At 60.4% G+C, this 16,751-nt stretch carries 13 protein-coding genes; 6 read left to right on the forward strand and 7 right to left on the reverse strand.

Annotation, left to right across the window (positions count from 1 at the left end; translation table 11 throughout):
• The first annotated feature begins 4 nt into the window (after window positions 1–4).
• Complete coding sequence (locus AO065_RS02955; RefSeq protein ID WP_004886451.1) at window positions 5–3,154, forward strand: efflux RND transporter permease subunit; 3,150 nt, start codon at window positions 5–7, stop codon at window positions 3,152–3,154.
• Here AO065_RS02955 and AO065_RS02960 read toward each other — a convergent pair.
• Together AO065_RS02960 and sfnG are read right to left on the reverse strand one after the other, a co-directional pair.
• On the reverse strand, window positions 3,130–4,722 hold the full coding sequence (locus tag AO065_RS02960) for a sensor domain-containing diguanylate cyclase (RefSeq protein WP_032652119.1): 1,593 nt from the start codon (window positions 4,720–4,722) through the stop codon (window positions 3,130–3,132). The genes AO065_RS02955 and AO065_RS02960 overlap by 25 nt on opposite strands.
• Window positions 4,723–5,006: 284 nt before the next feature.
• Window positions 5,007–6,113 (reverse strand): dimethylsulfone monooxygenase SfnG, encoded by a 1,107-nt coding sequence (gene sfnG, locus AO065_RS02965; RefSeq protein WP_004886447.1) that lies wholly within the window; start codon window positions 6,111–6,113, stop codon window positions 5,007–5,009.
• 269 nt (window positions 6,114–6,382) lie between these two features.
• Between sfnG and AO065_RS02970 the strand changes: the two genes are divergently transcribed.
• The 4 genes from AO065_RS02970 (at window position 6,383) to AO065_RS02985 (ending at window position 9,104) form a co-directional block, all read left to right on the forward strand.
• Window positions 6,383–6,823: a YqaA family protein gene (locus tag AO065_RS02970; protein ID WP_004886444.1), complete on the forward strand. Its 441-nt coding sequence runs from the start codon at window positions 6,383–6,385 to the stop codon at window positions 6,821–6,823.
• Between the two features lie 155 nt (window positions 6,824–6,978).
• Window positions 6,979–7,314 (forward strand): hypothetical protein, encoded by a 336-nt coding sequence (locus AO065_RS02975; RefSeq protein WP_004886442.1) that lies wholly within the window; start codon window positions 6,979–6,981, stop codon window positions 7,312–7,314.
• Between the two features lie 188 nt (window positions 7,315–7,502).
• Entirely contained in the window at window positions 7,503–7,988 is a 486-nt protein-coding gene (locus AO065_RS02980; protein WP_004886439.1) for a flavin reductase family protein, read from the forward strand.
• A 78-nt stretch (window positions 7,989–8,066) separates the two neighbouring features.
• Window positions 8,067–9,104, forward strand: a complete 1,038-nt coding sequence (locus tag AO065_RS02985) for an LLM class flavin-dependent oxidoreductase (protein WP_004886435.1) — start codon at window positions 8,067–8,069, stop codon at window positions 9,102–9,104.
• 277 nt (window positions 9,105–9,381) lie between these two features.
• Here AO065_RS02985 and AO065_RS02990 read toward each other — a convergent pair whose 3' ends face one another.
• From AO065_RS02990 to glnT, 5 genes are all read right to left on the reverse strand, one after another.
• Window positions 9,382–10,707, reverse strand: coding sequence for an ammonium transporter (locus AO065_RS02990; RefSeq protein WP_004886432.1), 1,326 nt, complete (start codon window positions 10,705–10,707; stop codon window positions 9,382–9,384).
• A 363-nt stretch (window positions 10,708–11,070) separates the two neighbouring features.
• Entirely contained in the window at window positions 11,071–12,408 is a 1,338-nt protein-coding gene (locus AO065_RS02995) for an FMN-binding glutamate synthase family protein (protein ID WP_004886429.1), read from the reverse strand.
• A 15-nt stretch (window positions 12,409–12,423) separates the two neighbouring features.
• Window positions 12,424–13,107 (reverse strand): GltB/FmdC/FwdC-like GXGXG domain-containing protein, encoded by a 684-nt coding sequence (locus AO065_RS03000; RefSeq protein ID WP_004886426.1) that lies wholly within the window; start codon window positions 13,105–13,107, stop codon window positions 12,424–12,426.
• 11 nt (window positions 13,108–13,118) lie between these two features.
• The gene (locus AO065_RS03005) at window positions 13,119–14,024 is read right to left on the reverse strand and encodes a class II glutamine amidotransferase (RefSeq protein WP_004886422.1); all 906 of its coding nucleotides are present in this window, start codon (window positions 14,022–14,024) and stop codon (window positions 13,119–13,121) included.
• A 73-nt stretch (window positions 14,025–14,097) separates the two neighbouring features.
• Window positions 14,098–15,432, reverse strand: coding sequence for a type III glutamate--ammonia ligase (gene glnT, locus AO065_RS03010; RefSeq protein ID WP_004886420.1), 1,335 nt, complete (start codon window positions 15,430–15,432; stop codon window positions 14,098–14,100).
• Between the two features lie 289 nt (window positions 15,433–15,721).
• On the opposite strand from glnT, the gene AO065_RS03015 reads away from it, so the two are divergent.
• Window positions 15,722–16,327: a helix-turn-helix domain-containing protein gene (locus AO065_RS03015; protein WP_025994689.1), complete on the forward strand. Its 606-nt coding sequence runs from the start codon at window positions 15,722–15,724 to the stop codon at window positions 16,325–16,327.
• The last annotated feature ends 424 nt before the right edge of the window (window positions 16,328–16,751 follow it).

The raw sequence follows: 16,751 nt of genomic DNA on the forward strand, positions 1-16,751 counted from the left end.
TTCCATGTCCCTGTTCTTTATCCGGCGGCCCAATTTTGCCTGGGTGCTTGCCCTGTTCATCCTGCTGGCGGGGCTGATGGCCCTGCCCGCCTTGCCTGTAGCGCAATACCCCGTGGTCGCGCCGCCGCAGATCACCATCACCGCCACCTACCCTGGCGCTTCGGCGAAGGTGCTGGTCGATTCGGTCACCAGCGTGATCGAAGACGAGCTCAACGGCGCCAAGGGCATGCTGTATTACGAGTCGACCAGCAACTCGACTGGCTCCGCCGAGATCAACGTCACCTTCAATCCGGGCACCAATCCGGACATGGCTCAGGTTGAAGTCCAGAACCGGATCAAGAAAGCCGAAGCCCGTCTGCCGCAGCCTGTGCTGAGTCAGGGCTTGCAGGTCGAGCAAGCCAGTTCCGGGTTCCTGATGATCTTTGCCCTGAGCTATACCGGTGACACGGCCAACAAGGACACAGTGGCGCTGGCCGACTACGCGGCGCGCAACGTCAACAACGAGATCAGTCGGGTGAACGGTGTCGGCAGGCTGCAGTTCTTCGCCGCCGAAGCGGCCATGCGCGTCTGGATCGATCCACAGAAACTGGTGGGCTACGGCCTGTCGATCGATGACGTCAACGCCGCGATCCGCGCCCAGAACGTTCAGGTGCCCGCCGGCAGTTTCGGCAGCACACCGGGTTCATCCCTGCAGGAGCTGACCGCGACCCTCGCGGTGAAAGGCACGCTGGATAATCCGGAAGAATTCGGACGCATTGTGCTGCGCGCCAATCAGGACGGCTCCACCGTCCATCTGGAAGACGTCGCCCGGCTGGCCGTCGGCAGTCAGGATTACAACTTCGAATCGAGACTGGATGGCAAACGCGCCGTGGCCGGTGCTATTCAGCTGTCGCCCGGCGCCAATGCCATCCAGACCGTGAAGGCCGTCAAGCAGCGCCTCGACGAGCTGTCGGTCAACTTCCCGGAAGGCGTCGAGTACTCGATTCCTTACGACACCTCGCGTTTCGTGGACGTGGCCATCGACAAGGTGATTTACACCCTGATCGAAGCCATGGTGCTGGTGTTTCTGGTGATGTTCCTGTTCCTGCAGAACATCCGTTACACGTTGATTCCGACCATCGTGGTGCCAGTGTGCCTGGCCGGTACGCTGGCGATCATGTACGTGCTGGGTTTCTCGGTGAACATGATGACCATGTTCGGCATGGTGCTGGCCATCGGCATTCTGGTGGACGACGCCATTGTGGTGGTCGAAAACGTCGAACGGATCATGGCCGAAGAAGGCCTCTCCCCGCCCGCCGCCACCGTCAAGGCCATGGGACAGGTGTCTGGCGCGATTCTGGGCATCACTCTGGTACTGGCAGCGGTGTTCCTGCCACTGGCGTTTATGGGCGGCTCGGTCGGGGTTATCTACCAGCAGTTCTCGCTGTCGCTGGCCGTGTCGATTCTGTTTTCGGGGTTCCTCGCCCTGACCTTTACGCCAGCCCTGTGCGCCACGCTGCTCAAACCGATCCCCAAGGGTCATACCGAGAAGCGCGGTTTCTTCGGCGGCTTCAACCGTCTGTTCGGCAAACTCACCGACCGTTACGATCGGGTCAATTCCAGCCTGATCAAACGTGCTGGCCGCTACATGCTGCTGTACGTCGGCATCGTCGGGCTGCTGGGTTTCTTTTACCTGCGTCTGCCCGAGTCGTTCGTGCCTGTGGAAGATCAGGGTTACCTGATCATTGATGTGCAGTTGCCGCCAGGCGCGACCCGTCTGCGGACCGATGCCACGGCGAAGCTGCTGGAAGATTACATACTGTCCCGGGAAACGACAGACGCAGTCACCATGCTGCTGGGCTTCAGTTTCTCCGGCATGGGCGAAAACGCCGGTCTGGCCTTCCCTACCCTCAAGGACTGGTCGGAGCGCGGCGACGGACAATCGGCAGCGGACGAAGCGGCGGCGTTCAACCAGCATTTCGCCGGTCTCAGCGATGGTACGGTCATGGCGGTCACGCCACCGCCCATTGAAGGGCTCGGCACGTCAGGCGGTTTCGCCCTGCGCCTTCAGGATCGCGCCGGACTGGGCCGTGAAGCCCTGCTGGCAGCGCGCAACGAACTGTTGGGCAAGGCCAACGGCAACCCGAAAATTCTTTACGCCATGATGGAAGGTCTCGCCGAAGCACCACAATTGCGCCTGAACATTGACCGCGAGAAGGCCCGCACCATGGGGGTCAGTTTCGAATCGATCAGCAGTGCGCTGGCGACTGCATTCGGCTCTTCGGTGATCAGCGATTTCGCCAACGCCGGTCGCCAGCAACGTGTGATGGTGCAGGCCGAGCAAGGCGCACGGATGACGCCCGAAAGCGTGCTTCAGCTATATGTGCCCAATAGCAGCGGCACGCTGGTTCCACTCGGCGCATTCGTGTCGACACATTGGGAAGAAGGCCCGGTGCAGATCGCCCGTTACAACGGCTACCCGGCGTTCAAGATCTCGGGCGACGCTCCGCCGGGTGTCAGTACTGGCGAGGCAATGGCTGAAATCGAGCGCATCGTCTCGCAACTGCCCCCGGGCATCGGCTATGAGTGGACCGGCCTGTCCTATCAGGAGAAGGTCGCCAGCGGTCAGGCGACCGGGCTGTTCGCCCTGGCGCTGCTGGTGGTGTTTCTGTTGCTGGTCGCACTGTATGAGAGCTGGGCCATCCCGCTGGTGGTGATGCTGATCGTTCCTGTAGGTGCGCTGGGCGCCGTGCTGGCAGTGACGGCGGTGGGCCTGCCGAACGATGTGTATTTCAAGGTCGGCCTGATCACCATCATCGGTCTGGCGGCGAAGAACGCCATTCTGATCGTCGAGTTCGCCAAAGAGTTGTGGGAACAGGGGCACTCGCTGCGTGATGCAGCGATGGAAGCCGCGCGTCTGCGCTTTCGGCCCATTGTCATGACCTCGCTGGCGTTCATTCTGGGTGTCGTGCCACTGACGCTCGCGACCGGTGCAGGCGCTGCGAGTCAGCGGGCCATCGGCACCGGGGTGATCGGTGGCATGCTCAGTGCGACGCTGCTGGGCGTGGTGCTGGTGCCGATCTTCTTCGTCTGGGTGCTGTCGGTACTGCGCCGCAAGCCTCATCAGCAAGTCGTCGACGACAATCCGGGTCAGGACAAGGTATCGGGGGACTGAGCCACAAGCGCGCCATCATTTGTTGGATGATGGCCCTGGGTCCAGGCGGGAACCGTATCGGTGACGATCTCGGAGGCCACGCTGACCCGGTTGCGTCCCTGGGATTTGGCGGCATACAGCGCCCGGTCGGCCAACTGGATCAGCCCGCGCTGATCCATATGCCGATCAGTACCGACGAATGAGGCAACGCCCAGGCTGACGGTGACGATTTCAAACGGGCTTTGCGGGTGTTCGATGCGCTGTTCCTGAAGCTTTCGCAGGATCGCCTCGGCCACCTTGCAGGCGTTCGCCTCATCGGTACTTGGCAGCACCACGGCAATTTCCTCTCCGCCATAACGCGCGGCAATATCCCCAGGTCGGCGAATGCACTGCTCGACCAGCCGGCTGATGGCAACCAGGCATTCATCGCCTGCCAAATGGCCGAAATGGTCGTTGTAGCGTTTGAAATGGTCGGCGTCGATCAGGATCAGTGACAACACGCCGCGCTCGCGGCGGGCGCGCTTGAATTCGACGTCTATGAACTGATCGAAGCGCCGACGATTGGCAAGTCCAGTCAGTTTGTCTTCGGAGGCGATCAGCTCGAGATTCTGGTTGAGCTCGATCAGGGCTGCCTGAGACAGTCGCAGTTGCTCCTCGACCCGGATGCGGCTGTGAATATGCACGATCAGACGCACGCCGAGACCGACCACCAGTGCCAGCAGGACCAGAACCAGCAGCAACGACTGCTTGGCCTGTACCAGCCAGGCATGCATCGCTTCTTGTTGGCCCACGGCCACCACCGTCACCAGTGGGTACACATCGCTACGCTGAAAGGCATAAAAGCGCGGAACGCCGTCGAGCCGTGAAACGAAATCGACAGAGCCAGACTTTTTGTCGGGAAAGAGGCTGAAAATGGGTGTGGAGGACAGGTCACGACCAATGTCCCCTTCTCGATAAGGAAACCTGACGTGCAACTGTCCTTCCGAGGTCGTAAGGCTGATGACACCTGAATTACCGACCTGAATGTCGGAATAGAATTTAAGCAGGTGGTCGATACCAATGGTTACTACCATCAGGCCCGCGAAACCGCCGTCAGGATGATTGATCCGCCGACTCACCGAGATCACCCACTGGCCGTTGGCGCGGCTGCGAATGGTTGGCCCGATGAAAGACGCACGCCCAGCGTTCTCGGCATGGTGCCGGTAGAACTCGCGATTCGTGCTGTTGATGCCCACGGCGTTAGCGTTGGTGGAAAAAATGCAGATCCCTTCGGCGTTATACAACGACACACTGCTGATCTGCGGCAACGCGCCCATCTGCCGAGCGATGATCGAGCGCAGACGCTCGAGCTGATCCGGCCCGATACCGTCTTTTTCGACACGTTCGGTCAGGCCGAGAAGCATCACCTCGCTCTGCTTGAAAATGCTGTCGGTGTAAGTGCTCAGCGCACTGGCAAGGTTTGCGCTGTTGGTCTGGATATTTTCAAAGGTCTTCTGGCGTGCCGTCCAGGTCTGCCAGGCCATGAGCAATACGACACAAACACAGGTCGTACAGATCAGCCAGGAGGCAAGTCTGAGATCGCGTTTCAAAACCTGCCTCCGCGGCAAATGAGAGCTCGCGCAACCGACCTGCACGAAATCCGAGTATCAGTGTCCGGACACACCGATAGTCACTTATCGGCACACATGGGCCTGAGCTTCAGCGCCCGCTGTCAATTTTTGCGATTGGATGATGCGTAATCGCAGATCAAACAGGGCTCAACATACGCGAGGACCTGGAGATTGGATCACTGTCGAGGATTTATTTTTGAAGGGCCGTGAGCGCTTCGGCTCACGGCGATAAGACGGGGTTGTTGCGAAACAGTTCGGAGCGATCAGGCGATGGCGGCAGTCTGCGCGGGCGCACGAACGGCTTCGGCTTCCAGCTCACGCACCAGCGGCAGGACGTGTTCACCGAAATAGGCGACTTCTTCCTGGAAATGCAGGAATGCGGACAGCACCAGATCCACGCCGACCGCCTTGAGCGCCACGATGCGCTCGGCAATCTGCCGGGGCGTACCGATCAGGTTGGTCTTGAACCCGTCGTTGTACTGGACAAGGTCCTGGAACGTGGACTTCGCCCAGTTACCCTCGCCCTCCGGGCTTGCCTTGCCCGCCTGTTTCGCGGCATCACCAAAGGCATTGACCGCTTCCGGGTCTGCCTTGTCGACGATTTCGGACAGCACGGCACGGGCTTCTTCTTCGGTGTCACGGGCAATGATGAACGCGTTGACACCGATTTTCACGGAGTGCCCGTTGGCAGCCGCCTTGGCACGAATATCGTCGACCTGAGCCTTGATGCCCTCCAGAGTGTTGCCGTTGGTGAAATACCAGTCCGACACACGGGCAGCCATGTCACGTGCCGCTCTGGAGCTGCCGCCCTGAAAGATTTCCGGGTGCGGACGCTGGATGGGCTTGGGCTTGAGGGTGTAATCGTGGAAGCGATAGAAATCGCCCTTGAAGGTGAAATTATCGGTGGTCCAGATGCCCTTGAGTGCACGGATGAACTCTTCCGAACGGCGATAACGCTCGTCGTGCTCCAGCCAGGGCTCGCCAATGGCAGTGAACTCGCCCTTGAACCAGCCGCTGACAATGTTGACTGCCACGCGGCCTACCGTGAGCTGGTCGATGGTCGCCAGCTGCTTGGCGACCACGGAAGGCGTCCAGGGGCCGGGCAGAATCGCGGCGATGACCTTGAGCTTGTCTGTGGCCGCCAGCAGCGCATGACTGAACGCAACCGACTCGTGCTGGTATTCGGCACCGTAACCGGCGGTGAAGCGAATCTGGGTCAGGGCATATTCAAAGCCGGACTTCTCGGCGATCTGCGCCAGCTTACGGTTGTAGTCGATGGTCCAGCTGGTGCGTTGTTCGATCTTGCTCACCACCAGGCCGCCGCTGACGTTCGGCACCCAGTACGCAAATTTGATAGGGGTCTGACTCATATCGTTACTCCTCTGGCTTCAGGGTCCCGGACACACGAATCGAGCGGGCTTGATAAACAGCAACAGAGCAGCAACCGTGCCACCGCGACATATCCAATAGAATCAACAAATTGGAAAGCCTGAAGAGACACGCCAGCTGTCGGCAGCCCTGCAAGGTGTTGAGCGGGTGTCGCCCAGGCAACAGTCTGTCGCCTTGTCGAAGGCCGTGGCCTGCAACACAATGCCCCCGCTCCATCTGCGACGATCCCGCACGCGCAAGGCTGCCAGTGATGTTCGAACTCTCAAGCTACTTCGGTCTGTTCATGGCAGCACTGGGTGCGGCGACGCTGCTGCCCATGCAGTCAGAAACCGTGCTCGCCGGCATGCTACTCAGCCAGGCCTACCCGGCTGCAGTGCTGCTCTCGGTGGCCACGGCAGGCAATGTGCTGGGCTCGATCCTCAACTGGCTGCTGGGCCGTTCCATCATCCGACTGCGCCACAAGCGCTGGTTTCCGGCCAGCGAAGCGCAACTGGAAAAAGCCCAGCGCTTCTACCTCAAGTACGGCTACTGGTCGTTGTTGCTGAGCTGGGTCCCGCTCATCGGCGATCCACTGACGCTGATCGCGGGCGTTCTGCGCGAGCCGCTGTGGCGCTTTGTGCTGATCGTCACAGTGGCCAAGGGCGCGCGTTACCTGGTGGTGGCGGCACTGGTCACTCACGCGATTGGCTGAATCCGGCCTCAAAGGGTGACAGGCGGTACTGAAACACGCCACTCATCGGCAACCGGATCCAAACCCGACGGAAGGCATGGCCACTGGCTATCCAGCACGCTTCAGTCAGCGTACTTTTGGATCCAATGAAGTCGTATTCGTCCGCAGGAGCACCGATGAAATTTCATGCCTGGTTTCTGATCTTCATGATCCCCGCTGTTTCCGCACATGCAGAAGCAAAACCCATCGCGGTTCCGATTGATCCTGCTGCGCAGCACGCGCTGGTGGACAAAAGCGGGACGATGACGCATCGCGTCGTGGTGACCAAACGCGAAAGCCTGCTCGGCGTGATCTATTCCAAACGCGTCTACAACTGCGACAACCATACAGTCAACCTGGTCGGCACAGGCGAGACGCTTGAAATCATGGAAAGCGCTCATGCTGTCAGCGGCATGGGACCTGTGATTCGCGACTCGACTGCGCAGTACATTCAGACCGAAGCCTGTAGCTGAGACGCTCCGCACCCCTCTCTGAAACTTGAGAACACCCCTTGCTGACCAGACACCGCAGCGCTTTGAACAAGCGTTGCGTGTTTGCCTGCACGCGTGATCGACAAAAAACACTTGCGCCTAAAGTATTACGGTATACCATCAGACAGACAACAATATAAAACTGTCGGCACACCGTGCAGAGGTAGCAAATGATCGACGCAACTGACTACAAGAACGTCATGGGCTCCTTTCCGTCGGGCGTTACCGTCATTACCACGCTCAATGAAGATGGCGAAGTCGTCGGCCTGACCGCCAGCGCATTCAGTTCCTTGTCGATGGACCCGCCGCTGGTCCTGTTCTGCCCCAACTACAGCTCCGACTCCTACGCGACGCTGATCAAAAGCAAACGTTTCGCCATCCACCTGCTTTCCGGCGGCCAGCAGGAAGAAGCCTACGCGTTCGCCCGCAAAGGCAAGCTGAAAGCCGAAGGCATCGAGTGGACATTGAGCGAACTGGGCAATCCGCTGCTGAACAACGCCACGGCGATCATCGAGTGCGAGCTGTGGCGCGAGTACGAAGGTGGCGATCACGCGATCATGGTCGGCGCGATCAAGAACCTGATTCAGCCGCAACAGCCTGTCGACCCGATGGTGTACTGCCGCGGCAAGATGAGCACCTTGCCTGCTCTGGCCTGAGTGACTTCACTCTTCCCACCCATTTGATAATACGGGTGCCGATCTAGCAGGCGCCCCGCTCTGATCGAGGTAAGTGTCATGAAATTTTCGCTGTTCGTGCACATGGAACGCTGGGACGAATCCGTCAGCCACCGCCAGCTTTTCGAAGACCTGACCGAACTGACGCTGATGGCCGAAAAAGGCGGTTTCAGCACGGTCTGGATCGGCGAACACCACGCGATGGAATACACCATTTCCCCAAGCCCCATGCCCTTGCTGGCGTATCTGGCGGCCAGAACCGAGACCATTCACTTGGGCGCCGGCACCATCATCGCGCCGTTCTGGCACCCGCTGCGGGTCGCGGGCGAATGTGCATTGCTGGACGTGATCAGTAACGGGCGCATGGAGGTCGGCCTGGCGCGTGGCGCGTATCAGGTCGAGTTCGACCGCATGGCAGGCGGCATGCCCGCTTCCGAAGGCGGCAAGGCGCTGCGCGAGATGGTTCCGGTGGTACGTGCGTTGTGGCAAGGCGACTACGCTCACGATGGCGACATCTGGAAATTCCCGACCTCGACCTGCGTGCCCAAGCCCATCAATACCCCGCCGATGTGGATCGCCGCGCGCGATCCGGACTCGCACAATTTTGCGGTAGCGAACGGCTGCAACGTCATGGTCACGCCGTTGATGAAAGGCGATGAGGAAGTCGTCGACCTGAAGAACAAGTTCGAGGCCGCGCTGGCCAACAACCCAGGCGTGCCGCGTCCGCAGCTGATGGTGCTGCGTCACACCCATGTGCATGCGACGGACGATCCTGAAGGCTGGAAAGTCGGCGCGAAAGCGATCTCGAAATTCTATCGCACCTTCGACGCCTGGTTCGGCAACAAGCAGACGCCGGTCAATGGTTTCCTGGCACCGAGTCCTGAGGAGAAGTTCGCCGAACGCCCCGAATTCACCCTCGAAAGCCTGCACAGGACGGCAATGATCGGCACGCCGGAAGAGATCATTCCGCGCATCAAGTACTACCAGGAACTGGGTGTCGACGAGTTCAGCTTCTGGTGCGACAACAGCCTGCCGCATGCCGAGAAGAAGAAGTCGCTAGAGCTGTTCATCAAGCACGTGGTGCCAGCGTTTCGGTAAAGTTTCGCCGACACGGCGCTGCCTCGCAGCAAACACAGGGCTGTTGAGGAAGCGCCGAACCTGCTTCTGCCCGAAGGGCGTGGGAGCTCTCGGAGGTTACGACGGCAGCGATGGGCTGCGCAGCAGCCCCTGAGTGCACCTGATANCGCCGCGTGCGCAGGTTTTGCTGCCGGTTCCCGGCAGATCGCCGGCAAGCCGCCTCCCACGGTCAAATGTTTGCGGCGCCACAGCGCTACGTCGAAAACGTAGTGGCGCACCCACAACATCGCACCTGACCTCAATGGTTATAGGCGCGTTCGTTGTGCTCGGACAGGTCCAGGCCCAGCTCTTCGACAGTCTCGTGAGCTCGCAGGCCAATGAGCGCCTTGACCAGCTTGAGAATCACCCAGCTCACCGCGAAGCAATAAACCGTGGTGAACAACACGCCCTTGATCTGCGCCACGACCTGCACGCCCATGGTCACGTCCGGCACCAGACCGCCCATCGACGGCACGCAGAACACGCCGGTCAGCACTGCGCCGATCATGCCGCCGATGCCGTGCAGGCCGAATACGTCGAGGCTGTCGTCGTAGCCCAAGCGTTTTTTCAACACAGTCACGCTCAGGTAGCAGAACACCCCGCACAACACGCCGATCGCCAGCGCCCCGCCGACGCCGACATAGGCACATGCGGGCGTGATGCCTACCAGACCGGCCAAGGCACCGCTGGCCAGACCCAATGCACTGGGTTTGCCGACCTTGAACCACTCGGTGAACATCCAGCCGAGAATGCCTGCGCAAGCGCCGACCTGAGTGTTGAGCATGACGATTCCGGACGTGCCGCTCAGACCGCCGCCTGAGCCGATATTGAAACCGAACCAGCCGACCCAGAGCATTGCTGCACCGGCCATGGTCAGGCTCAGGTTATGGGCGGGCATCGGCGTGTTTTGATAACCCTTGCGTTTGCCCAGCACCAGACAGGCCGCCAACGCCGCAACGCCTGCGTTGATGTGCACAGCGGTGCCGCCGGCAAAATCCAGTACGCCCCAGTTATGCATCAGCGCACCCGCTCCGCCCCAGACCATGTGCGCCACCGGGGCGTAGACAAAAGTGAACCACAGCGCCATGAACAGCAGCGCGGCGGAGAACTTCATGCGCTCGGCGAAGGCACCGGCAATCAGCGCCGGGGTGATGATGGCGAAGGTCATCTGGAAGGTCACGAACACACCTTCCGGAATATCACCGACCAGACTGTCGGGCGTCATGCCCGCAAGAAACGCGCGGCTCAGCCCGCCGACAAAACTGTTGAAGGTCACCTGCCCTTCGACCATGTTGCTGGTGTCGACGACCATGCTGTAGCCATAGATCACCCAGAGCACGCCCACCACACCGGCGATGCCGAAACACTGGGTGAACAGCGATAGCATGTTCTTGGCGCGCACCAGCCCACCGTAAAACAACGCCAGCCCCGGAAGGCACATGAACAGCACCAGCACCGCCGCCGTGATCATCCAGGCGGTACTGCCAGTGTTGAGCGTGGGGGTTTCTGCGGCCTGCACCATTGGGGCGAAAATGCCGAGTGCCAGTGATGCCAGAAGGGGTTTGCCGAGTAGACGATTGACCATGTTCAAAGCTCCCGCAAATGAATGGAAAAGTGCCGGGCAGCAAACCAAGGTAGTTATCTGGAGTAGTGGGCCTTCAAGGCCTCTTATAGGTGACTTGCCGCCATGACTTCGCGGCGCGGTTGTGACGCGGAGCGTCACGGGCTGCATACCCACGCGGAGCATGGGCACGATCATCTTCAGCCCTCACACTGATCGCAGCGCGCTACCCACGTAGAGCACGCATAGCTACGCTGGTCTCACTGGATAGATGCAGACCCTGTGGGAGGCGGCTTGCCGGCGATCGCGTCAGGCCAGTCACTCATGGGCAGACTGGAAAAACGCATCGCCGGCAAGCCGCCTCCCACGGTATCTGTACTCAGCCAATCAATACCCGCTGGCACCTCCAGGAATCCACGACGTTCCGGCCAGCGGCACGCGGGCCATGGCGGCCGACTCGACGGTCAGGGCCACGAGGTCTTCGGGATCCAGGTTGTGCAGGTGCGACTTGCCGCAGGCGCGGGCCATGGTCTGGGCTTCCAGCACCAGCACGCGCAGGTAGTTCGCCAGGCGGCGCCCGCCTTCCACCGGGTCGAGGCGTTTGGACAGTTCCGGATCCTGCGTGGTGATGCCTGCCGGATCACGACCGTTCTGCCAGTCATCGTAGAAACCCGCCGCCGAACCGATTTTCTTCAGTTCTTCGTCCAGACGCGGGTGGTTGTCGCCCAGCGCGATCAGCGCGGCGGTGCCAATGGCGACCGCATCGGCCCCCAACGCCATGGCCTTGGCCACGTCCGCGCCGTTGCGAATGCCGCCGGAGACGATCAGCTGCACCTTGCGATGCATGCCCATTTCCTGCAACGCCTGAACCGCTTGCGGAATGGCGGGCAGAATCGGGATGCCGACGTGTTCGATGAACACCTCCTGAGTCGCCGCCGTGCCGCCCTGCATGCCGTCGAGCACGATCACGTCAGCGCCCGCCTTCACCGCCAGCTTGACGTCGTAATAAGGACGACTGGCCCCGATCTTCACGTAGATGGGTTTTTCCCAGTCGGTGATTTCACGGATCTCGGCAATCTTGATCGCCAGGTCATCCGGCCCGGTCCAGTCGGGGTGACGACAGGCCGAACGCTGATCGACACCCACCGGCAAGGTGCGCATGCCCGCAACACGTTCGGTGACTTTCATGCCCAGCAGCATGCCTCCGCCGCCCGGCTTGGCGCCCTGCCCCAGCACGATTTCGATGGCATCGGCCTTGCGCAGATCGTCCGGGTTCATGCCGTAACGTGACGGAAGGTATTGATAGACCAGATGCTGCGACTGGCCGCGCTCTTCAGGCGTCATGCCGCCGTCACCCGTCGTGGTGCTGGTCCCGGCGATAGTTGCGCCGCGGCCCAGTGCTTCCTTGGCGTTGGCCGACAACGCACCAAAGCTCATGCCTGCGATGGTCACCGGAATTTTCAGGTACAGCGGCTTCTTGGCGAAACGGTTGCCAAGCACCACGTCGGTACCGCATTTTTCGCGATAGCCTTCCAATGGATAACGGGAGACGCTGGCGCCAAGCAGCAGCAGGTCGTCGAAGTGCGGCAGCTTGCGCTTGGTGCCGCCGCCGCGAATGTCGTAGATACCGGTTTCGGCAGCGCGCTGGATTTCCTGGATGGTCAGGCGATCGAACGTCGCCGACTCGCGCAGGATCGGGGCTTTGGGAGTTGAGGAATCGCTCATGGTCTTGCTCCTGGATCAGTACGCGGAGGCGTTGTCGACTTTGAAGTTGTACAGCTGACGGGCCGAGCCGTAGCGTTTGAAATCTGCGGCCTTCTCGTTGAAACCTGCGCGATTGAGCAACTCCTGCAATTCCTGCAGATGCTCTTCGCGCATTTCCTTGGCGATGCAGTCCGAGCCCAGAGACTCGACCGTGCCTTTGACGTAGATCCGGGTTTCATAGAGCGAGTCGCCCAGCGCATCGCCCGCGTCGCCGCAGACCACAAGCCTTCCGGCCTGGCCCATGAAGCAGCTCATGTGGCCGATGCTGCCGCCGACCACGATATCGATGCCCTTCATGGAGATCCCGCAACGGGCACCGGCGTCGCCCTCGATCACCAGCAGACCGCCGTGGGCCGTGGCACCTGCAGCCTGCGAGGCGCTGCCTTTGACCCTGACCGCCCCGGACATCATGTTTTCCGCGCAGCCGACACCGACATTGCCGTGCACGGTGATCGAGGCTTTCTGGTTCATGCCGGCGCAGTAATAACCCGCATGGCCCTGAATATCGATGGAGATGGCTTCGTTGACGCCGACCGCCAGGTTGTGAGCGCCGTCCGGGTGAGTGACCACCCATTCGCGGTCTTCCAGTGCCTTTACCTGATCGTGCAGGGCCTGATTGAGGTCACGCACGGTGGCGTTGGACAGATCGATGGTTTTCATGTGCGTGCTCCTTAGGCCGACTCGCGTTCCCAGATGTACATGGTGGCCGGGACAGGTTCCCAGACCCTGGCGTGCTCGATGCCCGGCAGGCTGGACAGCGCCTGATACTCCGAGGCCATGGCGACATAGTCATCGGTTTCGGCGAGGATGGCCGGCTTGCAGGCAATCGGGTCGCGGATTACCGCAAAACCATTGCGCGTGCCGATGGCAAAGGTGAAGAAGCCGTCGAGGTCTTCGAGGGATTTGTCGAGGGCCTGCTTGAGGGTATCGCCCTGCTGCAGACGCCAGGCCAGATAACCGGCGGCAACTTCGGTGTCGTTGTCGGTTTCGAAATGAATGCCTTCACGACGCAGGTTCTGGCGCAGGCGGAAGTGATTGGACAGCGAGCCGTTGTGAACCAGACACAGGTCGGCGCCGGTCGAAAATGGATGACTGCCTTCCATGGTCACGGCACTTTCGGTGGCCATACGGGTGTGGCCGATGATGTGGCTGCCTTTCATCGAGCCCAGCCCGAAGCGTTGGGAAATCTCCCTCGGCAGGCCCATGCCCTTGAGGATCTCGATGCTTTGTCCGGCACTCATGATGCGCACAGTCGGCGCCAATTGCGACAGCAAGGCGCGCACCGGCGCTTCTTCGGCCTGGACTTTAAGGACCACGGCGCTGGCGTTCTGAAACCAGTCCAGCGGTACGGCCAGTCTGTCTTCGATCCCGGCAATCAGCGCCTTGAAGTCATAATCCTCAGTGGTCGCCTGCAACGTCAGCTTGATCCAGCCATCGGCCACTTCATCACCATAGATGGCGAAGCCGGCGCTGTCGGGACCGCGATCGGTCATGGCTTCGAGCATCGGCTCGAACAACTGGCCGAGCTGCGACTCCAGTGCCGGATTTTTCAGGTAAAGCCCTACGATTCCACACATGACTCAACTCCTGGGCAGAGACGCCCCGCCCACCGGCAAGACGTCGAAAACGGTTGCTTGAAGATCCGGCAGATCAGAAGAATTCGATGTAACGCTTCACTTCCCAATCGCTGACATGGCGGCTGTACTCCACCCACTCCATGCGCTTGAGGCGCACGAATTCGCCGACGATCTCGTTGCCCAGCACTTCGGCGAACAACGGGTCGGCTTCCAGCGCATCGCAGGCTTCCTTGAGCGACTGCGGCAAGGTCTTGATGCCACGTGCCGCAATCTCTTCAAGGCTCAGCTTGTAGAGGTTCTCGTTGCAGACATGATCGATTTCCAGTTGGCGGTCGATACCGTCCAGGCCTGCGGCGATGATCGCGGCGCTGACCAGATACGGATTGCAACCGGCGTCCGGCAGGCGAAATTCCAGGCGACCGTAAGGCACCCGCACCATGGCTGAACGGTTGTTGGCACCAAAGGCGATGAACGCGGGTGCCCAAGTCGCGCCTGACAACGAGTTGCCCACCACCAGACGCTTGTAAGAGTTGACGGTGGGTGCAGCGAACGCACACAGCGCCGGCCCATGCGCCAGCAGGCCTGCGGCAAAGTGGTAGGCCATCTTCGACAATCCCATGCCGCTGGGGTCGCTGGCGTCGTGGAACAGGTTCTTGTTACTGGCGCTGCCGATCGACAGGTGAAAGTGCATGCCGTTGCCCGCGCGCTTGGGATCGGGCTTGGGCATGAACGAGCAGATCATGCCCATGTCGTTGGCGATTTCGCCTGCGGCCATGCGGAAGAAGGTGAAGCGATCGGCGGACTCCATCGCATCGCTGTAGGTGTAATTGATCTCGAACTGGCCGTTGGCGTCTTCATGGTCGATCTGATAGATGTCGAAGCCGACGGGCTGCAACGCTTCGGTCAGGCGCTCAAGAAATTCCCGGGAGCGCGACAGACCCTTGTAGTCGTAGCAAGGCTTGTCGAGGTTGTCGCTGGCGTCGACCATTTGCAGGCTGCCCGCAGCATCGCGCTTGAACAGGCTGAACTCGGGCTCAAGGCCGGTATTGAGGGTCCAGCCACGCTGGGTCAGACGTTCGACCTGTTGCTGCAGCACGAAACGGCTGTCGTAGGGCCAGGGTTTGCCGTCCACATGCCCGATGCACACCACCCGCCCATACCCCGGCTGCCACGGCACCGGCGTCAGCGACGACAAATCGCCCTTGGCCATGAAATCAGGCCCGTGCGGCTCCATGCCCATGCCGCAGATGGCAAATCCGGCAAAACCGGCGCCGTCTTCGGCGACCATTTCCAACCCTGAGACAGGCACCGATTTGGTCTTCGACGAGCCATGAATGTCCACGAACTGAGCCAGCACGTATTTGATGCCGTGCTGTTCGATCAGACGCTGTGTTTCGGGTGGCAACATGAGACTTGTCTCCTGGCATGAGCAAAACGTTTCAGGTAAGAACCGCAGTTTCACCCTCCGCCGGCTTATATTCCGATCAGGAAAGTTACTTTCCCAATAGGAATGCAAAGCGCTTGCCAGTTTGGTATGCCAGAAGTCGGATGCGTCAGAGAGGGGAAATTCAGCTGTTTATATGGGAAACTCGTTTTCTCTCCGGGAATAAATCGCCCAACAGGCGGACGCGCTGCACATTCCCAGTGCGAAATAAAAATTAACGAGCGGAAACCGTGCACAGCCGATGACAGACCAGATGAACACGCCGAACGAAACGCCGCCCAAGCTCAAGCTTGAGCAATACCTGGGCATCCAGATCAAGCGCCAGCGTCAGGCGCAGGAGTTGAAACTGGCCGATGTGGCCCGCATTGCCGGGATCAGTCAGGGCATGCTGAGCAAGATCGAGAACGCCCAGGTCTCTACCAGCCTCGATAACCTCAGCCGTCTGTGCGATGTGCTGGGCATGCCGATGTCCAAGCTGTTCAGCCAGTACGATCAACAAGGCAGCAGCGCCTTGCTGGTCAAGGCCGATGAAGGTCTGGAAGTGGTCAGGCGCGGCACGGAGAAAGGCCATACCTATCACCTGCTCAATCACACGCGAGGTCCGAAGAAGAGTTTCGAGGCGTACATGGTGACCATGGACGACGCGAGCGAAGAGTTCCCGACCTTCTCGCACCCCGGCACCGAGTTTCTGCACCTGCTGGAGGGCGAACTGATCTACCGCCACGGCAATCAGCTTTACCCGATGCAGGCGGGCGACAGCCTGACGTTCGACGGCGACATTCCCCATGGGCCGGAACAACTGGTGCAGGTGCCGATCAGGTTGTTGTCGATCATGAATTACGGCGCACAGGGAGAGTAGATCGCGCCACCTGAGCCATTCTGCTCGTTTCTACGCTGCCCTTGAAGAACGCTGCGCCAACTCATTAAGCCTTGCATAGCCTGATCCACCTGGGACGCGGAGCGTCCCGGGAGGCATTACCACGCAGAGCGTGGTAACGATCACTGATATCCAGCACACCGATCGTGCCCATGCTCCGCGCTCGGCGTTATACATAAGTCCGCCTCGACACTGATCGTGCCCATCGCTCCGCGTGGGCATGCCTCCCGTGACGCTCCGCGTCACAAATGGNTAGACTGCGGACTCAGTGAGCCGAGCGCATGACTTCAGTCACCTTTTCGCCCCTCGGCGACCTACTTTGACGGGGCAAAGTAGGCAAACCCCCATGCTCCGGTTCCGGCCCCGGCTTCGCCGGGGTTCCTTCGTCCTGACACTGATTCGGGGG

Source organism: Pseudomonas viridiflava, assembly GCF_001642795.1.
Taxonomy (GTDB): domain Bacteria; phylum Pseudomonadota; class Gammaproteobacteria; order Pseudomonadales; family Pseudomonadaceae; genus Aquipseudomonas; species Aquipseudomonas viridiflava.